Source organism: Brevinematia bacterium (genome assembly GCA_039630355.1).
Classification (GTDB): Bacteria; Spirochaetota; Brevinematia; order DTOW01; family DTOW01; genus SKYB106.
In genome coordinates this window covers 39,058-60,222 of record JBCNVF010000019.1, presented here as the reverse complement: position 1 = coordinate 60,222, position 21,165 = coordinate 39,058, and the positions used below count along the sequence as shown (strand labels likewise).

Here is a 21,165-nt window from a genome sequence, read left to right as displayed (position 1 = left end):
AAACTTGCTCTATCTCTTCTTGAATTTAGCAGTTCTCTTAAATCAAGATTTTCTCCAAAATGAAACGGATAAGTGAATATAAAGTAATTCTGGGAAGTGCCTCAGAAGGTAGAAGAGAGGTATTCAAAAAATTTTTCAAAGACTTCACGACGATGCCGTCCTACATTGACGAAGAAAGAGAAGCAGAAAAGCTTGGAGACTACAAAAATAACCCAATTATCCTAACTATGTTCCTATCATACAAGAAGAACTTAGAAATACGATCCAGACTGGCTACATCCGATAAGTTTATACTAATAACCTTTGACACCGTAGTCGTCCATCAAGGTGAGATAAAATTCAAGCCTAAAAACAAGGAAATAGCCAGAACATGGTTCTACTCCTACAGAAACGACTTTCAAGAGATAGTTACTTCCTACGCATTGTATGTATCTGACATTGATGTAACAGTAAACGACTTTGATATTTCAGTTGTATATCTAAAGAACATACCTGATGAAGAGATAGAAAGGTATATACAGCAGAACCCTGTTGAGGCATGGTCAGGTGGGATAGCAATAGAAAGGACTGAGAATTTCTTTGAGATAGTAGAAGGAGTGGTAGATAGTATAATTGGAGCACCTATGAAAAAGATAATAGATCAGCTTAACCTACTAATTAGTTAGCACCACATTTGTTATATTACTCAAAGGACTGTAGATCTTCTTAGAAGCAGAATACCCAGCAACTGCTATGTAATACTGAAAACCCTTTATGAAGACAATATTTCCACTTTCACTTTGAACAGTAAGTGGAAGCTCAAAGACATAATTTGTCGGCTCAGAAGTAGGTAGGACACTGAAAGTTGGTAGTGCTCTTGTCTCCATATTGGGAATCTTAGGTTTTTCACCTAAAGACTTTGTTGTGTCTGCTATTTCGCTATAAGAGGACGATGCAAAAACCACATAACCAGAAAAATAATCTTCATCGTTAAATCCCCAAAACTCAAGTTTGATAGTATCATTAGTGGTAAACCATACCTTTAGTCCCATCGGAGGCCTGAGAGTAACAACAAGCTCTGGAACATCTATACCGCAGGAAGTCAAAACTAAGATCAAGATAGCAATCACTCCACGCTGAAAACTCATAGCTAAAGTATCAAAGTTTAGAAAGTTAAAATTCAAAACGAACAACTACTCAAGCCCCTACCATCAAATGGTTATCTTCCTAACCTCAATTATATCCTGATTTGAAGAAATCTTGTCTATCACTTCCTTAGATGGCTCGGAGTCCAGAGTTATTATGGTTAAAGCTTTATCTCCCCTCTTAGCTCTCGTAACTTTCATCTCACCTATGTTTATATTCGCCTCGCCAAGAACTGTGCCTAAAAATCCTATGACACCTGGCTTATCATAATTCCTCACAAACAACATATTTTCCGTTGGATCAAGCTCCATATAGTAGTTATCAATCTTGACAATTTTTGCATCATTGTTAGGATAGACAGTGTACCAAATCTCCACTCTCTTCGTTTTAGTAACTACCAAAACCTTAACCAAGTTTGAAAACACTGAAAAAGATTCTTCCTCTTTAGCCTCCAGTAGCTTAATTCCATGCGACTCCAAGTATAATAGAGAATTGACATAATTGACAGAATTCTCACCAACAATTTTCTCCATAAATCCTTTTGCTACCGCCCTAGTAACTATCTGCACTGGATCTTCTGTAATATGACCCGAGTAGGAAACCACCAATTGCAAAACTCCTCCATTGGAAAGTTGTGCAGAGATCTTACCAACAATCTCCCCCATTAAGATAAATTCCCTAAGATCCTTATACTTCTGTAGACTCACCGAGGGCATATTGACAGCATTGATTATAACCCCATCTTTGAAAAATTTGACAATAGATTCAGCAATCTCAACTGAAACATTATCCTGAGCTTCCTCTGTTGATGCACCAAGGTGAGGAACAACAATACAGTTTTTAGCACCTACAAGCGGATTATTCACGGGAGGCTCAACCGAAAAAACATCAATAGCAGCACCAGCTATCCTTCCCGAATTCAAAGCATCCGCAAGATCCTGCTCATTGATAATACCACCTCTTGCACAGTTAATTATTCTGACAGTAGGTTTCATCATTTCTATCTCTTTCCTAGTAACCATGTTCTTAGTCTGCTCTGTTAACGGAACATGGAAGGTTATAAAATCCGATTCTCTATAGATTTCCTCAAGATCGCAGAGTCTAACACCTATCTGTGATGCTCTTTCTTCAGTTACATACGGATCATAAGCTAAAACTTCCATTCCAAGCGCTAAACATCTCTTAGCAACCTCAGTCCCAATCTTACCAAGACCAATGACACCTATTTTCTTCCTATAAAGCTCAACACCTCTAAATGATTTCCTATCCCACCCTCCATTAACCGTAGAAATGTGAGCAAACGGTATTTTTCTTGCTATTGAGAATAATAAAGCTATAGCATGTTCAGCAGTGGAGATAACATTACCTGTGGGAGAATTCATAACAACTATTCCCTTCTGAGTAGCATAAGAAACATCTATCGTATCCAATCCCACACCAGCCCTGGCTATTATCTTTAGCCTCTTGCCTGCATCAATTACATCTCTATCAACTTTCGTTGAACTTCTAACTACCAAAACATCATAGCCTGGTATCTTATCAATAAGTTCTTCTTTTGAAGTCTTCTCATTAACAGTAACAGAGATCTCTTCATAGTAAGAGAGTATATCCAGGCCAACCTTTGAAAAACCATCCGCGCAGAAAACTTTCACCTTGCCTCCCATACTCAACTCCCCTTAAGGATACACTTAGATTAAATGTAAAAACTAAACTTTTTCAACTATTTCAAAACCTTTACAACAAATATATAATTTGCAAATCTCCAAATTTTGGAATTTACTGTTGATTACAATTCTTAACTTGAGAATCTGTGGAAACTAAGTTTATAATAAGCAAGAAAGGTGAAAATGTATGAAGACAATAATGATCAAAGGGAGCGAAGTATCAAGAAAATATTACGTTATAGATGCCGAAGGGAAACCCTTAGGAAGACTAGGTGTTGTTATAGCAAAACTTCTTATGGGCAAACATAAAGTTAACTATACTCCTCATATTGATAACGGTGATTTCGTTATTGTTAAGAATGCTTCAAAAGCTATCCTGACAGGTAAAAAGCCCGAGTATAAGGTATTCTTCTGGCACTCTGGATACCCAGGTGGGTTGAAGCACCTTCACTTTAAGGAAGCAATAGCAAAAAATCCAAGGTTTGTATTTGAAAGAGTTGTGAGAGGAATGCTACCGAAAAATAGACTGAGAAAACATAGATTGCGAAGGCTTATTGTCTTCAAAGACGAAAATATTAAAGCTCCTATTGGTGCAATTGAATACAAAATTTAGGAGGTAATATGAAAACCCTAACAACTCCAACAAGAGGTGCAAGAAAAACTTCTGTCACCAGAGTTTTCCTAAAGCCTGGTGGTAAGGGTAGAATTACAATAAACGGTAAAGATCTGAAAGAGTATTTCAGAGGAATAGAAAGTTATATCAACATTGTATTAGAACCCTTCAAGGTAACTAATACTCTCAACAAGTTTGACATTTATGCAACAGTAAGAGGTGGAGGTATCTCTTCCCAAGCCCAGGCTATCAGACATGGCATTGCACTGGCTCTGGCAAACTATGATCCTCAGACATTAAGACCTACACTTAGGAAGCTAAACTTGGTTAGAAGAGATCCCAGAATGGTGGAAAGGAAAAAATACGGCGAGGTTAAAGCAAGAAAATCCAAGCAATACTCAAAGAGATAGTTCTTAGATGTCACCTTTCATCGCCATTGTCTATAATCCTGACAAAAATGAGGCGAAAAGAATAATAGATGTCCTAAAGAATTTCTTCACAAGAGAAAGAATTGAATTTTTCATTTTAAAAACCGATTTTTCGGACTTTTCTGCAAATCTCAGCTCTTATAAGGATATTAAGAAACCAGATTTTGTCGTAAGCATTGGTGGTGACGGAACGCTACTCTACTCCGCTAGACTCTTTTCAAAGTATGAAGTCCCCATTGCGGGAGTAGACGTAGGTAAACTTGGATTTCTTATGCATTTTTCAGAAAATGACCTTGAGGAACTTACCCAATTGATCGTGTCAGAGAAATACGAAGTTGAGAATAGAATGATGTTAGAAGTGGAAATAAAAATTAGTGGGAAGGAGACATACTACAACTCTGCGCTAAACGAGGTTGTGATCTCCAGAGGAAAACTCCACCGCCTTATTGAGATAGAGGTCCTTATTGACGGAGAGTTTTTCAATAGATACCGAGGAGATGGAATCATCGTCTCCACACCTACTGGTTCTACCGCATACTCACTCTCTGCCTTTGGCCCGATATTGATGCCAACTATGGAGAATATTCTAATAACCCCTATATGTCCACACACTCTCTCAGCAAGATCCATAGTGCTTGACAAAGATAGCACCGTCACTCTCAAAGTAGATTACCTTTCACCACTACCGGTTGTAGTATTTGATGGGCAAGAGTATATTGACGTTGACGGTAAGACTGAGCTAAACATAAAAAGAAGCAAGTTCTATGCAAAAGTTGTTAGAAACCCCAAAAGAAAGTTTTTTGAAACCCTTAGGACAAAGTTAAGTTGGTAGTGAATATCCCCTACGGAGGCTTTATGAAGAAAGTTTGTTATTTTGGGTCAGGAGAGTTTTCCAAAGCAGTTCTTGAAGGTCTACTACATATTTCTTGTGACTACAAGATTGATTTTGTAGTAACTAAGTCAGACAAAGAGAAAGGAAGAGGAAGGGTTCTAAGTCCTACTCCTGTTAAGGAATTAGCAATCTCTAATAGCATTGAGTTTACGGATAATGAAAATATCAGGTCACAAGAGTTTTTTAACCTCTTAAGTTCTAAAGGCTTTGATCTATTTATTGTGTGCGACTATGGGAAAATAATTCCTAGAGAAATCTTTGAAATGCCACCTATGAAGACAGTAGGCATCCATCCCTCGTTACTTCCGAAATACAGAGGACCTTCTCCTATTCACTTTGCTTTGCTAAACTGTGACAAAGTCACAGGAACTACAATTTTCTACATAAATGAGAAAATGGATGCTGGGGAAATCTTACTTCAGAAAGAAGTGGAAATTGACGAAGATGATGACTACTCATCCCTAAAAAGGAAACTTACCGAGTTGTCTATAGAGCTGATAGCTAGGTTCTTTGAAAATCCCAACATTACTCCAGTTCCACAGGAGGATAGTTTAGCAACTTTTACCAAGATCATAAGAAAGGAAGACTCAAGAATTGACTGGAGTAAAGAAGCCAGACACATATTCGGTCAGGTCAGAGCTTTTGTTGAATGGCCTAAAGCTTATTGTTTCTACAAAGGTAGAATGGTGAAGATTCTTAAAGCTAGGTATTCGGAAGAAGAAACTAGCGGTGACTTTGGTGAAGTTATTAGGCTAGGCGATAGAATAGGCATTAAGACAGGGAGGGGAGTGCTGGAAGTAGAAAAGCTACTCCCAGAGAATTCTAAAGTAATGGATGCTAAATCTTTTGTAAACGGTTACAGGGTAAAAGTAGGTGATAAGTTTGAATAGCTACATTCCCATTATTTCATACCCAGCGTCCACGTATATAACCTCACCAGTTATTCCAGAAGAGAGGTTACTTAAAAGAAACAGAGCAGTTTCTGCTACTTCCTCCGCACTTACGTTTCGCTTGAGTGCAGATCTTTTAGGATACTCTTCATACATACTCATAAATCCACTTATACCTCTAGCAGCTAATGTTTTTATTGGTCCTGCAGAAATTGCATTACACCTTATACCTCTTGAACCTAGGTCGTAAGCGATGTATCTTACACTAGACTCAAGCGCAGCTTTTGCAACACCCATAACGTTGTAGTTCGGAACCGCTCTGACAGAGCCAAGGTAAGTCATAGTAACTATGGCAGAGTTGTCATTCAAATACTTCTCTGCCTCTTTGACAATCTTGACAAGAGAATAAGCACTTATATCAAGTGCGATTCTAAATGCCTCTCTAGTGGTATCAATATATCTTCCCTGTAGTGCCTCCCTTGGAGCAAAAGCAATTGAGTGCACAATAAAATCAATCTTTCCAAACTCTCTACCAACGAATTCAAAAAGCCTCACAATATCTTCATCCTTTGAAACATCACATGGAAAAATCTTTGCATTAATTTCACTGGCTAATTCCTTGATTTTATCTTCTTCACCTAAGTAGGAAAGAAGTATCTCTGCCTTCTCTCTATGCAGTGACTTTGATATTGCCCACGCAATACTCCATTTGTTAGCAACACCAAAAACAACTCCCCTCTTACCTTCCATCAATCCCATAAAACACCTCCAGAATGCTAAAAATAATACAAAAACCCCAAATACCGATTCAAGTTAATTAACTACAATGCCGATGAATTCTAAAATTCAACAATCAGGCATGTCTTTCTTTTATTTCCCTTGCAATACCCATCTGGACCAAAGGAATACTCTTCTTAACAAGCACATAAGAAGCTCGATTTAGGTGAAGCTTTGTAACTCAAGAAGACTATCTAGAAACAAAGAGGTTAAGTAAGCGAAAAGTTCGGAATCTTGCTTTCTCACCTAGTGGAAGTAATGGAAATTGGAACTTATCAGGCAGTTATTTATAGTCTTGATTGAACATTTAAACTAAACTCATTTATAATTTTTAAGAGGTGATTGATGAAGAATTCTAGAATTCTAACAATCCGTGATCTTATCTTATCCTCCTTTGCTCCAGATACAATCTCCTACGAATATTCCTCTTGGTACTTTGAAGGTAAATGCTCAACAAAAAGGGATATCCTCCAAGAACTCCTTGATATAATACCAGACATTACAATTGACGCTTTCTCACTGAAAAAGACAGGTAAAAATTCATATAAATACTCTGTAAGATTCTCTTTTATAGAAGACGAAATATCTTTTGGTGAAATTTTCAACCTACAAGACGATTACGAAGAGGAGTAAAACACATGGATAAACTAGGCCTAACCCCAAGAGAGATTGTTGAAGAGCTAAGTAAATACATAATAGGGCAAGAAGAAGCTAAAAAAGCAGTTGCAATAGCCTTAAGAAATAGAAACAGAAGAAAAGCCTTACCAGACAGCTTGAAAGAAGAAATAATACCCAAAAACATCTTAATGATAGGTCCAACCGGAGTTGGTAAGACGGAAATAGCACGGCGAATGGCAAGCATAATAAATGCTCCTTTTGTTAAAGTTGAAGCAACAAAGTTTACAGAGATTGGCTACATTGGCAGAAGTGTGGAATCAATGGTAAGAGATCTAGTAAATACTGCCTACTCTATGGTAAAGAAGGAGCACATCTCAAGAAATATTGATAAATACGATAAAAAAGTGAATGAGATCATATACAAATACCTAATAAAATCAAACCCCTCTCTGATTGAACTTGACAAAAGTGAGGTAATAAACCAGATAAAAAAAGGAATTTACGACGATGTTGTGATTGAGATAGAAATAGAAGAACTACCCAAAGAGAACTTAATGACATTTGAAGAAATTCTAGAAACTGGAAATTTTGGACAAATAGTTGATGTTCAAAATCCCTTTGATTTGATATTTGGATCCAAAGAGAAGAAAAAGAAAAAAAGGGTCGCCGTTAGAGATGCTAGAATACTGCTATCATCCATAGAATCCGAAAAAGCTATAAACCCCTCCGATATAGCAGATGAGGCTAGGAAGAGAACAGAAGAAGAAGGAATAATATTCATAGATGAGATAGATAAGCTTATAAGTAAAGGTGAAACCACAGGACCTAATGTCTCAAGAGAAGGTGTGCAAAGGGATCTTTTACCAATTGTTGAAGGAACGACAGTCAATACCAAATACGGTCCCGTCAGAACTGACCACATCCTTTTCATTTCAGCAGGAGCATTCTCAAAAAATAAACCCTCAGATTTAATAGCAGAACTTCAGGGAAGATTTCCAATAAGAGTAGAGCTTAAACCTCTGTCTATGGAGGACCTAGAGAGAATACTAGTTGAACCGAAAAATGCTCTTGTAAAACAATACAAACTCCTTATGGCAACAGAAAACGTCAAGCTTGAGTTTGAGAATTCAGCAATAAGAAGAATAGCAGAGATAGCTTACGATTCTAACCAGAAACTTGAAAATATAGGAGCCAGAAGATTATACACTGTGATGGAAAAGCTTCTTGAAGATATCGCATTTGAGGCACCAGAACTATCTGGAAGGGAAATAATCATAACCAAAGAGTATGTAGATAAGAAACTTTCAAGCATTATACAAAACGAAGACTTAGCTAAGTATGTCCTTTAGAAACAGAATACTTTTTCTTTACGATATAGATGGAACCCTAGTCAAACTAGATGGCGGAAGATTGGTATACCAGAAAGTTCTCTCAGAAACCCTTCGCAAGGATATATCCTTAGAGCATATTGACTGGCTTGGTACTACCGATGTAGAAGTAATTCACAAAATTCTCTGCGATAACGGATTTGCAGGAAAACAGTTAGTTACAAAAATGTTTGAAGTTTTTGAAAAAGCCTCTGAGCTATTTAGAGAAATGATAGAAAAAAACCCTGAGAAACTTAGAGCACTACCATACGCAAAAGAAACAACTGAGTGGACATACAAAAACTACTACAACTGCCTACTCACTGGAAACATAAGAAAAATTGCGTATATGAAACTCTCACCATTCGGTATGGACAAATACTTCCCAGTAGGCGCATTTGGAGATGAAAAGAAAAGCAGAACGAAGTTAGTGCCAATAGCAATAAAAAGATCAATGAAACACTACAACACAAGTTTTGACGAATTTTTCATAATTGGAGACTCTCACAGAGACACAATAACCGCAAGGGAAAATGGAATAAGGTCAATAATAGTTACCACAGGCAAAATGAGCAAGGAAGAATTAGAAAAATTCGCTCCAGACTTTCTGATAGATTCCCTCTCCGAACTTCCCAAAATAGTAGCTCAATTTACTGATTCACCTTCCCCCATTCCTTACACCCCTGATTCCCCTCACAAACAACACTAAATACTCAACACCCGAAATGATAGTCACCATCGCCACAAAGAGAACAATGTAGTAAGGCAAAAGTGAGAATACCTCAACCGAAAGCAATTGGTTTCCCGAAACTGAATAAACCGTAAGATTTACAAAAATTAGGTAGACAAACACAAGAATTATCCCTACAAACTGCACTGTCGTTTTGACTTTCGCAAAAAGCGTAGTAGGTATGGAAAACCCCCACCTCTCGGAAATAGGTTTAAGAATACTAACAATAACATCCCTGAAAAGAATGACAAAGAAAAGCCAGATAGGTATCATCAAATAATCAACTAGAGAAATTGCAAGAAGAGTCCCCAGCACCAAAAACTTATCTGCTATGGGATCAATGATAAAACCAAATTTGCTCTCAACATTGTATTTCCTTGCAAGAATCCCATCAAAAGCATCCGTCAAAGCCCCTATAACAAAAAGAAAAAATGCTATCAGTATATTCACCAACCCACCACTTAAAACAAGAACAAGTATCACCGGGAATAAGGCTACTCTCGCCAAAGTAAATATGTTGACAAGAATAAGCTTTGACCTAAATTGCTCTTGCATATAAATCATATCCTACCACTTTCACTATGAAGCTTTCAACAAAATCTCCTTTCCTCAACCCCTTAGCAGACATTAGATGAACAGCTCCATCAACCTCTGGAGAATTATACTCACTTCTTGCTATGTAATTCCTCTCGTCCAAAACTTCATCAACAATAAGCTTCATAACTTTACCAACAAGTTTCTTAAGACTATTCTGAGTTATCTCCTGCTGAACTCTTAAAAGCCTATTCCTCCTTCTCATTTTGACAGCCTTTGACACATCATCTACCAGCGAAAAAGCCTGTGTCTCCTCCTCATGCGAATATGCAAAAACCCCAACCCACGTAAACTGAACTTGCTTTATAAACTCCTCAAGCTCTCTAAACTCCTCTGCACTCTCGCTAGGAAACCCTACAATAAAGGTAGTCCTAATAGCTGAGTCTTCTGCCTTGCTCCTTATCTTCTCAATAAGCTCAATATACTTTCTTTTTGATCCTCCTCTCCCCATAAGTTTAAGAATTCTATCACTCACATGCTGAAGAGGTATATCAAAGTAATTACAGACCTTCTCTATCTCAACTATTGCAGAAATTACTTCGTCACTTACTTCGGTAGGATAGAGATAGTGTAACCTTATCCAATTAATACCCTCAACCTTACTAAGACTATACAGTAGTTCTGGTAACTTTGGCCTACCATAAATATCTATCCCATAACTTGTAGTATCTTGCGAAACCAAGATCAGCTCTTTTACGCCACTGTCAGCTAAAAATTTTGCCTCCTCAACAATACTCTCTATACTTCTGCTTCTTTGTCTTCCCCTTATTAAGGGTATAGCACAAAAGGAACACGAGTGGTTACACCCTTCCGAAATCTTGACATAGGCATAAGGAAGCTCTTTGTTCACAAGCCTTCTAACTTCTTGCTCAGCAAAGACAATATCTCTATACTCATAAGCTGTATCCAGAAATTTGTTGTTCCCGGGTTCAGTTAGTAAGTTGACTAACGCTGTATAATCCCTAACTCCTGAGATCAGATCTATCTCTGGAATTTCCTCTACTAACTCTTTTCTATATCTCTCCGCTAAGCACCCGAAAACTACTAGTTTTTTCCCACCTTCTCTTCTTCCCTTAAACTCTTCCTTCAGTTTAGCATACGTTAGAATGTAATCTATTGATTCCTGCTTTGCACTTTCTATGAAACCACAAGTATTAACAAGTATAATGTCGGCGCTCTCAGGATCATCAACTACCTCAGCTCCGTTTTCAACTAGCAGGAAAGCTACCTTCTCAGAATCAACAATGTTTTTCGCACATCCTAGTGTTTCAATAAAGATTTTCTTTCCGCTAAGCTTCTGCATAAGGACTACCACTTATCACTTTCTTTCCTCAAGGTATACCCTATATCCAACCTCCTGAAGCCTATCGTCTTTGGTATTAACCTCATCTTCCATCTTCTTTCTAAACTCCTTTAGTTTCTGTCTCAACTCTGGATACTTTATGGAAAGAATCCTGATCGCTAACAGTCCTGCATTCCTTGCGTTGTTTATAGCAACCGTTGCTACAGGAACTCCAGCCGGCATTTGAACTATTGAAAGAAGAGAGTCAAGACCATTTAGTGAAGTAGTCTTTACTGGCACACCTATTACTGGTAAAGTCGTCATTGACGCTGTCATACCAGGAAGATGAGCAGAACCACCGGCACCAGCTATTATCAGGTCTATCCCTCTCTCTTCGGCAGTTTTGGCATACTCATACATCTTCTCAGGAGTTCTATGAGCAGAAACAACTCTTATCTCGTATTCAACCCCAAATTCTTCCAAAACTTTAGCTGCCTCGGACATTACCTCAAGATCCGAATCACTTCCCATTATTATCCCCACCTTCATACCTCTCTCCCTTAACTTTTAGTTTTTCTTTCACAAGCTTAGCCTTCTCTAAGGCTAACTCAAGATCTCTGTCAATCACTGTAACATGCCCCATCTTCCTACGAGGAAAGGTTTCTCTCTTACCATAGATGTGCAAATAAACACCGGGTATCCTTAGCACTTCTTCCACTCCCTCATACACTGCTTTCCCATAGTATCCATCACTACCCAATAGGTTGACCATAACAGCTGAAACCAAAAGATCCGTTGCCCCCAAAGGAAGTCCTAAAATTGCTCTGATATGCTGTTCAAATTGACTAGTAGCACAAGCCTCTATTGTGTAATGACCTGAGTTATGTGGCCTCGGAGCTATCTCATTTACTAAAACCCTATCATCCCTTGAGAGGAAAAATTCTATCCCAAACACTCCCACACCACCTAACGCCTCAACAGTTTTTACCGCAAGCCTCTTCACCTCGTCAACTACACTAGTTTCCACCCTCGCAGGAGCAATAAGAAAATCAAGAATATTCCCCCTAGGATCAAACACCATCTCAACAACTGGGAAAACCGCAATCTCTCCATACCTATTCCTTGCTACCATCACAGCAAGTTCTTTAGCAATATCAATAAATTCCTCAATATAAGATGGAGATGTTATTGCTCTCTCCAAATCATCTCTACTTCTTATAACAAAAGTTCCTCTTCCGTCGTAACCCCCTCTCCTTGCCTTCTGAACACACGGAAATACATCTATCTCACCAACCCCACCTATCTCTCTAAACTCAGGTGTCGGAATACCATGCTGTTTCAGAAACCTTTTCTGCAAAAGCTTATCCTGAATAATATCTAAAATTTCAGGAGAAGGAAAAACTTTGTATTTTATCTCCCGAAGATAAGAAGTATCCACACTTTCTATATCGTAGGTAATAACATCAGATACTTCTGCTAGCTTTTTCACATACTCGGAATTCCTGAAGTCTCCTACTATCTGATTTGCAACCATTGACGCCGGAGAGTGGGGAGTAGGATCTAGAACAACAACCTCCAGTCCCATCTTCCTAGCTTCCTGAGCCATCATCTTCGCAAGCTGTCCACCACCAAGTATACCTATCCTCAGATCCATCAAACTTGAAACCCTTTGAGAATTCATACCCAAATTTTAACCAAACATCCTCAGTTATTTCAAGTCGCTAGAAAATGAGCCTAAAACAGATTTCTCTAATTGACTACCCCACAAGTCCTCTGTCACTACTTCTAAATACTTGTAAGCTATCAAAATCATCTCCTGAGAAAAATTCCTAAAACTCTCCTCACTTTGCATTCCCAGAGCTAAATAAGAAAACATAACCATAACACACCAACAACACCCCTTATTTACCTAACGAGAGTTAGAATCTATTGATCTCAGAAGTCTTCAAATTGAAAGTGACTTGGAATAACTAAGAATATAATACCAAACCATAGATACTGCAAAAACCAAAAAGTAGTCAAACCATCGGAAATCTGAATTGATCCTAAACATCACAACTTAAGGAAAAGAGGTGATAGTATGTTTAGAGAAAATATAACCTTCCAAAAAACACTCAAGAAACCCATCTCCTTTGAAGGAATAGGATTGCACAAAGGAGAGTATTCTCTAATTCATCTTCTACCATCGGATGAAAACACTGGAATAATGTTTGAGTTTGATAATAAAGTTTTCCCAGTAAGTCCAAAGAATGTTTGTGATACCTTACAAAACATAACACTCTGTTTTAATAGTTACAAAATAATGACAGTAGAACATCTATTCTCAGTATTCGTTGGACTAGGAATTGACAACGTTGTTATTAAAGTAGTGAGTGGAAGCGAAATTCCTATTCTTGAAGGAAGTGCACAAGTTTTTGTAGAGAAAGTTCTAGAGGTTGGAACAGTTCAACAGAGTGCTAGGAGGAACTACCTGTTTTTAGGTAAAGAATACTCGTTTTACAAAAACGAAGATCAATACATCATTGCAAGACCGAGTGATAGGTTAGTAATAGACTATGAGGTAGAGTTTGAGGTAATTGGTAAAGAAAGCATAAGGATTGAGATCAACGAGGAGAACTACGTGAAAGAGATAAGTAGGGCAAGAACCTTTGGGTTTCTTGAGGATGCTGAAAAACTTAAGAAAGCAGGACTAGCCTTAGGAGCAAGTATGGAGAACGTCCATGTTTACAGCAGAGCTGAAAGAAAATCTCTCAATGGTGATAGGTATCATAACGAGAATGTAAGACATAAGGTGCTGGACCTACTGGGAGCAATAGCACTCACCAATCCCAGAGTAGTTGGAGAGTTCATAGCAAGGAAAAGTGGACACTACATTGACTGCAAACTCATAATGAACATAGTTGAAGGTGAGAGTAAAGAAGAGGGGAAAATTGTCTAGTTATATCTTTATTATTTCTCTAGAGTTGCTTTGGCAAAACCCTACACACCCTTGCTTTAGAAGCGCCAGCAATCGCAACAGCTATTGCATCTGCACAATCATCAGGCTTTGGTATCTCATTAAGTCTCAGTAACATCCTCACAAGATTTTGAATTTGAACCTTAGGGTGTTTCCCTTTCGAGCCTACTATCAACCTTTTAACTTCTGAAGGAGTTATACCAACCAGTGTAATATTTTTTTGCAAAACTGCAAGCTTGACTACTCCGACCATCTGGGCAACCTTCATTCCAGTTTTCACATTTTTGCCAAAGAAAATTTCCTCCACACATACCATGTCAGGTTTGTACTCCGAAATTAGAGAAGATAGTGAAGAGTAGATAATAACCAATTTTTGATTGAAATCTTGCTGTGAACTCGTATCTATAACTCCAGCTTTGACAAGGCTAAATGTTTCACTTTCCTCATCAACTATCCCAAAACCTAGAAGTGAATATCCTGGATCTATTCCAAGAAATCTCATAAATATTTCGCATATTTATCCTGACTCTTCATAAGCCTAACAAGCTCTCTTATTGACTGATCCTCAGACTTTTTTGTAATCAAAACATTATCACCATCTTTGACCACAATAACATCCTCAAGACAACTCACAGCAATCACCCCTGTTGTTTCGCCAATTATCAAGGAATCCTTAACATTGTAAGTTATCACATTTCCCTCAATAGTATTACCATTTCCATCTCTCTCATTCAACCTATATACAGCTGACCAAGAACCAACATCATCCCACTCAAAATCTCCTTTTACACACAAAACCGACTTACTCTTCTCCATAACACCATAGTCAATAGAAATACTTTCCAGTTTCTCAAACTCTCTAAGAACAACCTCCCCTTCGTATTCCTTTCCTATAGCCTCATCAATGTTAAGAAGTGCTTCAGTAAGAGCAGGCATGCATTTAGATATCTCCTCAAGTATTACAGAAACCTTCCAAACAAACATCCCACTATTCCAGAAAAATTTTCCGCTACTTAGGTATTCAACCGCCTTATCATAAGAAGGTTTCTCAACAAATCTCCTTACCTCAAAAACATTTCTCCCAAGAAAAGAATCTATCACATTTCCAACTTCTATATACCCATACCCTGTATCTGGTCTTGAAGGTTTTATACCTATAGTCACCAAAGAAAGATACTTCTCTGCAACACTGAACCCTGCGTCAACGGTATTCAAAAACTTATCTACACCACCGATGTAGTGATCCGAAGGAGTGACAAACATGGTACAATCTCCGAGATACTTCCTTACATAAACTGCAGACAATCCGATAGCAGAAGCGGTATTCCTCGGCAAAGGCTCAACAATTATGTTCTCTTGCCTAAGCGAGGGTAACTGCTCCTCAACCAATTCAACTAGATCAGAAGAGGTAACAACAAAAATCTTATCCTCATCCACTAATTCACTAACCCTAGCGTAAGTGTGCTGTATCATGGATCTGTCGCCAAAAAGATTAAGAAATTGCTTTGGATAAGAACTTCTACTTTTGGGCCAGAATCTCTCTCCTCTCCCACCAGCCATTATCACCACACACCGCATAAATGCTCACTCCCATCAGTTAGTAATTTTAACAAACCTTTCGTAACCACTCGCAAATAAACTCTTCGTGCTCTCGTAATCTATTGCAAACAATACATTCCTCTGCGGGTCAAAACAGTAGAAGTTAGTTGAAATGTTGGTAAGCACAAGCAATAAGAATCGTTCCCCAGCGTTGTAAAGCCTTATATAAGAAATAGGAGAATTGGTTTTTGGTATGAATAATGAATACCTCCTGTCATCCCTATCTATAAAGTATTCTATTTGAATGCTCCTTAAGTTTTTGAGAAATTCAGTCTCTACAAAAACAGAATCTACTTCTTTGTGCAAAGGTTGTAACAAGAACCAAACTTTATTACTGTTTGTAAAAACAAACACGTTTGTTGACGAAACCGGCTTATACTCAAACCCCATAACATTCGTCCACTGGTAAGTAAAGATGTTCCTATCCCTTATCTCATAAGGATACTTGAGAATATTGTCTATTTTGTATGCATATACAAGGTAAATAGTAGCATAGTTATCGTTAAGCAAGGTATAGTAATAGTCCTTCGTAGGAGCTAAATTACCCACTCTAAGCCTATTTGTCTTCCCCCTAACATCAAATTCTATTTCAGCATTAGGAATATTAAACCCAAAAGCAACATTAATGTCCTCTACCTCATTTGAGGATATAGTTCCTAAGCTCTCAATATCGCCTAAAATGTTGACCACGAAATTACCTAACTTCGGATCCACTCTATCAACAACATTTGAATGTGAAACAAACCAAGTGTCGTTTGACTTAAACAGAGTATATCTATACTCCTTGGTCCTATCATAATAATCCCTAAAATATACCGAAACAAAAGAGACATCTTGGTGGGTAAATTCCCCGACTAAAAATTTCTGCTTTTTGAGTACCTTTACCTCTCCTCTCTCAAAAATGAAAAAGACTAACAAAAGAACAGCAAGAACAAGAAGGAGGGAAAGTATCGTTAATGTCTTCCCCCTCATATACCTTCCTTCATTTTTTCTCTTTCTTACCTAATCTATGAGGCCTTGGACCTTTTCTAGTCCTTGCGTTAGTTCTTGTCCTCTGTCCTCTGACTGGTAACCCTTTCTTATGTCTTATTCCTCTATAGCAACCGATGTCTATCAACCTCTTTACATTAATCTTTATCTCCGTTCTCAAATCTCCTTCAACTTTATAGTTTTTCTCTATTTCGTTCTTAAGCTTATTGAATTCCTCCTCAGTAAGCTCAGAAACTTTCTTATTTGGGTCAATTCCTAGCTTCTTTGGTATACTGTAAGCTAAGGATTTACCAATTCCAAATATATACCTAAGGGCAACAAGTAACCTTTTGTTAGGAAGCTCAACTCCCGCTATACGTGCCATGACACTCTACCTCCTTTCTGCCTTTGCTTATGCTTAGCATTCTCACAGATAACCATAACTCTCCCCTTCCTCTTCACTACTTTGCATTTCTCACATATAGGTTTAACCGAAGCCCTCACCTTCATAAACTCCTCTTTCAAGCCTAAAAATTTTAGACAAGCTACCCCATAAAATTCAACTTAACCGCTACTCACCAACAACAAATTCCGATTTCCATTAGGTGATAGAAAAAATTCTAAACTTTTTGTTTACCTCCTCTCTTTGTTTCTAGATAGTGTTTGTCGGTCACAAAACTCTACTTCATGCCAAGTCTCAAATGCTCGTTGAGAAAAAGTATTTACCTAGCTCCGATAAAGATTGTGAGAGTAGTGAAAAGAGAACTATTCTCTAACTACAAATTTTGGAAGTTACTGCCACCAATTAGAGCCCAAATTGCCAAAAGACTTACGTTTTGATTAAAATAGAAAAATATGAAAAAACTTTTACCAATTCTTCTTATATTCATACTTACACTTTGCGGATGCGGGCCTGCAATAAGGGAAAAGAAGGAAGAGATAGAAAAAATGGATATACCAACAATATACAGACTCGCGATAAAGTATTACTCTGAAGGACTTGTAGACGAATCGGAGATCCTATATAAAGAGATAATAAACAAATACTCACAACTTAAAACACCTAGTGAAGAAGAAAAAAGAACATACTTCTGGGCTCTTTACGAGGTAGGATTCATCAATTACACAAAGGGTATTTACAAAACTTCTAAAGAATACCTTGAAAAACTATTCTCTGAAGTTGGGAATAACCATACTTTACCTCAGGTAGTTCTAGGTAAGAAGATCTACTCAAAAGTTAAGTCAACGGAGTAGTAGTTGATGATAGTGCTTTTTGAAGAAAAAAAATCGGTAAATTGCCTTAAACCTTTTTCTCTAACAAGACCTATACAAGATCTCAAAAGTGGATTCTTGACAGTATCGGAAAGAATATCCTTTATGTATAATTCCGAAGTTAAGCTACTTACAAGAAGTGAAATGATGTTTCACTTTCCCGAAACAAGAATACTTTCATTTCAGGACATAACCAGAAAAAATAACATCATATTTCTAAACTCATCCTACTTCTGTCCAAAAGAGAATTTTGTTGATACCATGAACACCGTTGCTACCTTTGACGGCAGAGTGATATTTCTACACATTGATTCTTCAGAAATTAATTCCCCTGAGCTACTCTTAGAAGGCTTGTACGAAAACGATCTTCAGAAAGTAAAAGATGCACTTGATACTAGCATCCAAGAGGTAAATCTTAAGGAGATAAGCAACTTTGTCTTCTATCCTTGGGATTTAGTCTACCTTAATACCTTCCTAATGAAGCTTGACTTTGAGCTAATACTGAAACATTCCCTAGATGCTAGTCTGAGTAAAAACTTGGAGGATTTGGAAATAGAGGGAAGTAGCGAGTTTGTTATAGTTTCCAGAAAAGCAAGTATTTCCAAAGGAGTATTTATTGACGTAACCGAAGGTCCTGTTTTCATAGACGCAGAAGCGAGAATATCACCTCTTACAGTCATAACAGGTCCAGCATATATTGGCAAAAAGACTGTAGTTAGTCAAGCTAGAATAAGAGAAGGAAGCAACATAAGGAATGTATGCAAGGTATCTGGCGAAATAGAGGAAAGCATAATTGACTCATTTTCAAACAAGAATCACGAAGGATTTATTGGACATTCTTACATTGGGCAATGGGTAAACATTGGCGCAATGGCTACAAACAGCGATCTTAAAAACACCTACGACGAGGTAAAAGTTTTCCTGTCACCTAACGAGGTTATCAACACTGGACTTCTTAAAGTAGGGTGCTTCATAGGAGATTTCTCAAAAATAGGAATAGGTGTTCTCATCAACACTGGAACCGTCATAGGAGTTGGAGCAAATGTATTTTTTGAAGGCGAATTAGTGAGAAAATATGTTCCCAATTTCGCATGGGGTGGCAAAGAACCTTACAGAAAATTCCCACTACCAAGACTTATGAGCATGATCAAAACTATGTTTTCAAGAAGAGGAAAAGAAGTTAACGAATCTATTGAATTCATCTTAGCAAACCTATATAATCAAGTACAGAGCTAGTTAGATTCTGACGAAAATAAAAATGACAGTTAGTATTTTGATAACCTAACTTTGGAGGCATTAATGGAAAACTTCATAGGTATTGGTTATCTGACTTACTACTCAGAGGGGGATATAACTATGTACGATAAAGTTGACATAAACGTCAAAAGCGAAGAAGAGTTTCTTAAAGTTGTGGATAGTTTTGTAAAAGAGGGTAAATATTTTTTTATAAAGTTTTATGGAATTTCTTCTGAAATAGAGAGGCGCCTCAATTTGGTAATAACAAGAATATTTGAGCACTACGGAAGGGAAGATTTGTCGGACGTTATATACACTTGCGTCAAAGAACTCGTTCTGAACGCAAGTAAAGCCAATATAAAAAGAATAGTATTTGAAGAACATAATGTTGACCCTTCCGATGAGAAAAGCTTCTTAGCTGGTATGATAAAATTCAAAGAAGAGCTCTCAGAGATGAATTTACCGAAATATCTACCCAAACTAGCAAACAAAGACCTATATATAAGTGTAGCATTCTACCACTCCCAAGATGGAGTTAGGATAGAGGTTGTAAACAATGTGGCTATAACCGAGTTTGAGGATAAGAGGGTAAGAGAAAAGCTTAAGAAAGCTATGGGATATGATGACTTATCACAATTCTACCTTGAACAAGGAGATGAACTTGAGGGAGCTGGCATAGGAATAGCTCTTATCGTGATGTTGCTCAAAGGAGTAGGAATTGATCCCGCTCTTTTTAGAATCTCAGGACCTAACAACAACTATGTCCTAGCTAGAATAGAAATTCCTTTCACCGATAAATATGTAAGTGTAAGAAGAAGGCAGTAATATCACCTATTCACTAAAAACCTATCCAACCAAAATCCTGCCTCCTCTGGTAGTATCTTCACAGCCCTGAAAAGAGTAGCTATGGCCTCCTCCCTATTACCCAGAATATATTCAGCCCTTGCTAAGTATATCATGATCCTGCCCTTCAACTCAGAATCTTCTCTCACTTCACTCAGTAATTCTCTAAGCATACTCCTGGCAGTAGAATAATCCTTCTTATTGAAAAACTTCAAAACTATATATTTCAGTTTAACCTGTAGTTGTTGCAATTCCAAATCATAAGGTTGGACATACTCCTGAGACAAAGGAGCAGTATAGAGAGGCTTTATCTCTTGAACAGTCTTCTGATTCCCAATATTGTCAACGACTCTGGATTCCATATTAGTATAGAAGACTAAGTTAGTCAGTGTAACTGTATTGGTCTGAAAAAGCACAACCTCATTGGTTGTATAAACAGTTACATAATTAGTTGCAAAATTAGTCACGTAATTAGTTACATGATTAGTAAGAGCTATTTCTCTAAGATTCTGCAAGTGCGATTTTACCTCCACAAACTTTTGACCGTAAGTCTGACCTTCTAGAAAGTCCCTTTTTGACATCTCCATAAATATACCATTGTATTTCCTAGAAAAGTAGTAGTTAGTATAGTGCTTAGTAAAAGGAACAACAACATAAAAAAAGTTAGTATCAGAAGGAATTACATCAAAAAATATAGTTTCATTGGATGTAAGTTGAACCAAAGGTTGAACTTTAGAAAGGTTCCCACTAAAACTATCTCTTAACTTATAAACCAGATACCCTTCGGCACCCTCCACCTTCTCCCACCTTATTATAGCATTGTTCACACCCCTTACAAGCTCAACCGAAACCTTCGGCAGCGGAATATATACTATAAATCCAGAGGAATAATTTTGCTCTGGTATAAACTCAATAATATCTTCACCATTCTTGTTACCAAAAATGAAATAATAATTTGTGCCAACATTAGGCTTTGGATCTATAAGGTAGAAATATTCTTTCTCTCTCCTCAACTCAGCTTGTGAAAAAGTCCCCAATTTGTATACAGAACTTAAGTTGTTTGAAAATGAAGCAACATTTGAGATCATAACAGCACTACGATACACTGAAAAATTTATACCCTTTTCAGCAGACTTCCACTTCACAAAAACATCGCCATCTTCTACACCGTAAGTTATCAAAGATACATTTTGTGCCCCTCCCTCATGAGAAAACAAAAACAGCATTAGGAAAACAACAATTAGCACCTTCATAAAACCCACAGATAATATTATCGTAATTCCCAGCTTATTAGCAAATTGGATAGTTCT

At 37.5% G+C, this 21,165-nt stretch carries 25 protein-coding genes; 12 read left to right on the top strand and 13 right to left on the bottom strand.

What is annotated here, in order from left to right; translation table 11 throughout:
• The first annotated feature begins 59 nt into the window (after positions 1–59).
• Positions 60–665, top strand: coding sequence for a Maf family protein (locus tag ABDH28_01840; protein MEN2997767.1), 606 nt, complete (start codon positions 60–62; stop codon positions 663–665).
• Here the strand turns inward: ABDH28_01840 and ABDH28_01835 are convergent.
• Positions 654–1,127: a hypothetical protein gene (locus ABDH28_01835; GenBank protein ID MEN2997766.1), complete on the bottom strand. Its 474-nt coding sequence runs from the start codon at positions 1,125–1,127 to the stop codon at positions 654–656. The two genes, ABDH28_01840 and ABDH28_01835, sit on opposite strands and share 12 nt — an antisense overlap.
• A 63-nt stretch (positions 1,128–1,190) precedes the next feature.
• Positions 1,191–2,789, bottom strand: coding sequence for a phosphoglycerate dehydrogenase (gene serA, locus ABDH28_01830; GenBank protein MEN2997765.1), 1,599 nt, complete (start codon positions 2,787–2,789; stop codon positions 1,191–1,193).
• A gap of 187 nt (positions 2,790–2,976) precedes the next feature.
• Between serA and rplM the strand changes: the two genes are divergently transcribed.
• From rplM to fmt, 4 genes are read left to right on the top strand one after another with little or no spacing between them, the layout of a single operon-like run.
• The gene (rplM, locus tag ABDH28_01825) at positions 2,977–3,402 is read left to right on the top strand and encodes a 50S ribosomal protein L13 (GenBank protein MEN2997764.1); all 426 of its coding nucleotides are present in this window, start codon (positions 2,977–2,979) and stop codon (positions 3,400–3,402) included.
• Positions 3,403–3,410: 8 nt separating this feature from the next.
• The gene (gene rpsI, locus ABDH28_01820; GenBank protein ID MEN2997763.1) at positions 3,411–3,812 is read left to right on the top strand and encodes a 30S ribosomal protein S9; all 402 of its coding nucleotides are present in this window, start codon (positions 3,411–3,413) and stop codon (positions 3,810–3,812) included.
• A 7-nt stretch (positions 3,813–3,819) separates the two neighbouring features.
• Positions 3,820–4,662: an NAD(+)/NADH kinase gene (locus tag ABDH28_01815; protein MEN2997762.1), complete on the top strand. Its 843-nt coding sequence runs from the start codon at positions 3,820–3,822 to the stop codon at positions 4,660–4,662.
• A 23-nt stretch (positions 4,663–4,685) separates the two neighbouring features.
• Positions 4,686–5,612 (top strand): methionyl-tRNA formyltransferase, encoded by a 927-nt coding sequence (fmt, locus tag ABDH28_01810; protein MEN2997761.1) that lies wholly within the window; start codon positions 4,686–4,688, stop codon positions 5,610–5,612.
• Here the strand turns inward: fmt and ABDH28_01805 are convergent, their stop codons facing one another.
• On the bottom strand, positions 5,613–6,371 hold the full coding sequence (locus tag ABDH28_01805) for an enoyl-ACP reductase (protein MEN2997760.1): 759 nt from the start codon (positions 6,369–6,371) through the stop codon (positions 5,613–5,615).
• A 363-nt stretch (positions 6,372–6,734) separates the two neighbouring features.
• On the opposite strand from ABDH28_01805, the gene ABDH28_01800 reads away from it, so the two are divergent.
• Genes ABDH28_01800 through ABDH28_01790 form a run of 3 tightly spaced genes read left to right on the top strand, consistent with a single transcriptional unit; the run spans position 6,735 to position 9,083 of the window.
• Positions 6,735–7,022 carry a hypothetical protein gene (locus tag ABDH28_01800; protein MEN2997759.1) on the top strand — a complete coding sequence of 96 codons (288 nt, stop codon included), beginning with the start codon at positions 6,735–6,737 and terminating at the stop codon, positions 7,020–7,022.
• A gap of 5 nt (positions 7,023–7,027) precedes the next feature.
• Positions 7,028–8,356, top strand: coding sequence for an ATP-dependent protease ATPase subunit HslU (hslU, locus tag ABDH28_01795; protein ID MEN2997758.1), 1,329 nt, complete (start codon positions 7,028–7,030; stop codon positions 8,354–8,356).
• Positions 8,346–9,083 (top strand): HAD hydrolase-like protein, encoded by a 738-nt coding sequence (locus ABDH28_01790; protein MEN2997757.1) that lies wholly within the window; start codon positions 8,346–8,348, stop codon positions 9,081–9,083. Before hslU ends, ABDH28_01790 begins: the two co-directional genes overlap by 11 nt.
• On the opposite strand, the gene ABDH28_01785 is transcribed toward ABDH28_01790, so the two are convergent.
• The 4 genes from ABDH28_01785 to ABDH28_01770 are packed head-to-tail and all read right to left on the bottom strand — an operon-like array spanning position 9,033 to position 12,661.
• Positions 9,033–9,668: a CDP-alcohol phosphatidyltransferase family protein gene (locus tag ABDH28_01785; GenBank protein MEN2997756.1), complete on the bottom strand. Its 636-nt coding sequence runs from the start codon at positions 9,666–9,668 to the stop codon at positions 9,033–9,035. The genes ABDH28_01790 and ABDH28_01785 overlap by 51 nt on opposite strands.
• Positions 9,643–11,001, bottom strand: coding sequence for a 30S ribosomal protein S12 methylthiotransferase RimO (gene rimO / locus ABDH28_01780; protein ID MEN2997755.1), 1,359 nt, complete (start codon positions 10,999–11,001; stop codon positions 9,643–9,645). Before rimO ends, ABDH28_01785 begins: the two co-directional genes overlap by 26 nt.
• A 15-nt stretch (positions 11,002–11,016) precedes the next feature.
• Entirely contained in the window at positions 11,017–11,529 is a 513-nt protein-coding gene (gene purE, locus ABDH28_01775) for a 5-(carboxyamino)imidazole ribonucleotide mutase (GenBank protein ID MEN2997754.1), read from the bottom strand.
• The gene (locus ABDH28_01770; protein MEN2997753.1) at positions 11,501–12,661 is read right to left on the bottom strand and encodes a 5-(carboxyamino)imidazole ribonucleotide synthase; all 1,161 of its coding nucleotides are present in this window, start codon (positions 12,659–12,661) and stop codon (positions 11,501–11,503) included. Before ABDH28_01770 ends, purE begins: the two co-directional genes overlap by 29 nt.
• A gap of 399 nt (positions 12,662–13,060) precedes the next feature.
• On the opposite strand from ABDH28_01770, the gene lpxC reads away from it, so the two are divergent.
• Positions 13,061–13,918, top strand: a complete 858-nt coding sequence (gene lpxC / locus ABDH28_01765; protein ID MEN2997752.1) for a UDP-3-O-acyl-N-acetylglucosamine deacetylase — start codon at positions 13,061–13,063, stop codon at positions 13,916–13,918.
• Between the two features lie 19 nt (positions 13,919–13,937).
• Here the strand turns inward: lpxC and ruvC are convergent, their stop codons facing one another.
• From ruvC to rpmJ, 5 genes are read right to left on the bottom strand one after another with little or no spacing between them, the layout of a single operon-like run.
• Positions 13,938–14,438, bottom strand: a complete 501-nt coding sequence (gene ruvC, locus ABDH28_01760) for a crossover junction endodeoxyribonuclease RuvC (protein ID MEN2997751.1) — start codon at positions 14,436–14,438, stop codon at positions 13,938–13,940.
• Positions 14,435–15,514, bottom strand: a complete 1,080-nt coding sequence (locus ABDH28_01755) for a mannose-1-phosphate guanylyltransferase (GenBank protein MEN2997750.1) — start codon at positions 15,512–15,514, stop codon at positions 14,435–14,437. Before ABDH28_01755 ends, ruvC begins: the two co-directional genes overlap by 4 nt.
• A gap of 15 nt (positions 15,515–15,529) precedes the next feature.
• Positions 15,530–16,507, bottom strand: coding sequence for a DUF4340 domain-containing protein (locus ABDH28_01750; GenBank protein ID MEN2997749.1), 978 nt, complete (start codon positions 16,505–16,507; stop codon positions 15,530–15,532).
• Positions 16,508–16,517: 10 nt separating this feature from the next.
• On the bottom strand, positions 16,518–16,889 hold the full coding sequence (gene rpsM / locus ABDH28_01745) for a 30S ribosomal protein S13 (GenBank protein ID MEN2997748.1): 372 nt from the start codon (positions 16,887–16,889) through the stop codon (positions 16,518–16,520).
• On the bottom strand, positions 16,877–17,014 hold the full coding sequence (gene rpmJ, locus ABDH28_01740) for a 50S ribosomal protein L36 (protein ID MEN2997747.1): 138 nt from the start codon (positions 17,012–17,014) through the stop codon (positions 16,877–16,879). The genes rpsM and rpmJ overlap by 13 nt, the downstream gene beginning before the upstream one ends.
• A gap of 345 nt (positions 17,015–17,359) precedes the next feature.
• Here rpmJ and ABDH28_01735 point away from each other — a divergent pair, with 345 nt between their 5' ends.
• The 3 genes from ABDH28_01735 (at position 17,360) to ABDH28_01725 (ending at position 19,837) form a co-directional block, all read left to right on the top strand.
• Positions 17,360–17,758 carry a hypothetical protein gene (locus tag ABDH28_01735; GenBank protein MEN2997746.1) on the top strand — a complete coding sequence of 133 codons (399 nt, stop codon included), beginning with the start codon at positions 17,360–17,362 and terminating at the stop codon, positions 17,756–17,758.
• A gap of 6 nt (positions 17,759–17,764) precedes the next feature.
• Complete coding sequence (locus ABDH28_01730; GenBank protein ID MEN2997745.1) at positions 17,765–19,012, top strand: putative sugar nucleotidyl transferase; 1,248 nt, start codon at positions 17,765–17,767, stop codon at positions 19,010–19,012.
• 63 nt (positions 19,013–19,075) lie between these two features.
• Positions 19,076–19,837, top strand: a complete 762-nt coding sequence (locus ABDH28_01725) for a hypothetical protein (protein MEN2997744.1) — start codon at positions 19,076–19,078, stop codon at positions 19,835–19,837.
• A 2-nt stretch (positions 19,838–19,839) separates the two neighbouring features.
• Here ABDH28_01725 and ABDH28_01720 read toward each other — a convergent pair whose 3' ends face one another.
• Positions 19,840–21,108, bottom strand: a complete 1,269-nt coding sequence (locus tag ABDH28_01720; protein MEN2997743.1) for a tetratricopeptide repeat protein — start codon at positions 21,106–21,108, stop codon at positions 19,840–19,842.
• Positions 21,109–21,165: the final 57 nt, after the last annotated feature.

Excerpts from the sequence above, each read along its gene's own strand:
- purE (MEN2997754.1), bottom strand. The coding sequence starts at position 11,529 with ATGAAGGTGGGGATAATAATGGGAAGTGATTCGGATCTTGAGGTAATG.
- ABDH28_01835 (MEN2997766.1), bottom strand. The coding sequence starts at position 1,127 with ATGAGTTTTCAGCGTGGAGTGATTGCTATCTTGATCTTAGTTTTGACT.
- ABDH28_01840 (MEN2997767.1), top strand. The coding sequence starts at position 60 with ATGAAACGGATAAGTGAATATAAAGTAATTCTGGGAAGTGCCTCAGAA.
- ABDH28_01755 (MEN2997750.1), bottom strand. The coding sequence starts at position 15,514 with ATGCGGTGTGTGGTGATAATGGCTGGTGGGAGAGGAGAGAGATTCTGG.
- hslU (MEN2997758.1), top strand. The coding sequence starts at position 7,028 with ATGGATAAACTAGGCCTAACCCCAAGAGAGATTGTTGAAGAGCTAAGT.
- rpsM (MEN2997748.1), bottom strand. The coding sequence starts at position 16,889 with ATGGCACGTATAGCGGGAGTTGAGCTTCCTAACAAAAGGTTACTTGTT.
- ABDH28_01735 (MEN2997746.1), top strand. The coding sequence starts at position 17,360 with ATGAAAAAACTTTTACCAATTCTTCTTATATTCATACTTACACTTTGC.
- ABDH28_01770 (MEN2997753.1), bottom strand. The coding sequence starts at position 12,661 with ATGAATTCTCAAAGGGTTTCAAGTTTGATGGATCTGAGGATAGGTATA.
- ABDH28_01800 (MEN2997759.1), top strand. The coding sequence starts at position 6,735 with ATGAAGAATTCTAGAATTCTAACAATCCGTGATCTTATCTTATCCTCC.
- ABDH28_01815 (MEN2997762.1), top strand. The coding sequence starts at position 3,820 with ATGTCACCTTTCATCGCCATTGTCTATAATCCTGACAAAAATGAGGCG.
- rpmJ (MEN2997747.1), bottom strand. The coding sequence starts at position 17,014 with ATGAAGGTGAGGGCTTCGGTTAAACCTATATGTGAGAAATGCAAAGTA.
- ABDH28_01790 (MEN2997757.1), top strand. The coding sequence starts at position 8,346 with ATGTCCTTTAGAAACAGAATACTTTTTCTTTACGATATAGATGGAACC.
- rplM (MEN2997764.1), top strand. The coding sequence starts at position 2,977 with ATGAAGACAATAATGATCAAAGGGAGCGAAGTATCAAGAAAATATTAC.
- lpxC (MEN2997752.1), top strand. The coding sequence starts at position 13,061 with ATGTTTAGAGAAAATATAACCTTCCAAAAAACACTCAAGAAACCCATC.
- rpsI (MEN2997763.1), top strand. The coding sequence starts at position 3,411 with ATGAAAACCCTAACAACTCCAACAAGAGGTGCAAGAAAAACTTCTGTC.
- ABDH28_01730 (MEN2997745.1), top strand. The coding sequence starts at position 17,765 with ATGATAGTGCTTTTTGAAGAAAAAAAATCGGTAAATTGCCTTAAACCT.
- ABDH28_01750 (MEN2997749.1), bottom strand. The coding sequence starts at position 16,507 with ATGAGGGGGAAGACATTAACGATACTTTCCCTCCTTCTTGTTCTTGCT.
- ruvC (MEN2997751.1), bottom strand. The coding sequence starts at position 14,438 with ATGAGATTTCTTGGAATAGATCCAGGATATTCACTTCTAGGTTTTGGG.
- rimO (MEN2997755.1), bottom strand. The coding sequence starts at position 11,001 with ATGCAGAAGCTTAGCGGAAAGAAAATCTTTATTGAAACACTAGGATGT.
- ABDH28_01805 (MEN2997760.1), bottom strand. The coding sequence starts at position 6,371 with ATGGGATTGATGGAAGGTAAGAGGGGAGTTGTTTTTGGTGTTGCTAAC.
- ABDH28_01720 (MEN2997743.1), bottom strand. The coding sequence starts at position 21,108 with ATGAAGGTGCTAATTGTTGTTTTCCTAATGCTGTTTTTGTTTTCTCAT.
- ABDH28_01725 (MEN2997744.1), top strand. The coding sequence starts at position 19,076 with ATGGAAAACTTCATAGGTATTGGTTATCTGACTTACTACTCAGAGGGG.
- fmt (MEN2997761.1), top strand. The coding sequence starts at position 4,686 with ATGAAGAAAGTTTGTTATTTTGGGTCAGGAGAGTTTTCCAAAGCAGTT.
- ABDH28_01785 (MEN2997756.1), bottom strand. The coding sequence starts at position 9,668 with ATGATTTATATGCAAGAGCAATTTAGGTCAAAGCTTATTCTTGTCAAC.
- serA (MEN2997765.1), bottom strand. The coding sequence starts at position 2,789 with ATGGGAGGCAAGGTGAAAGTTTTCTGCGCGGATGGTTTTTCAAAGGTT.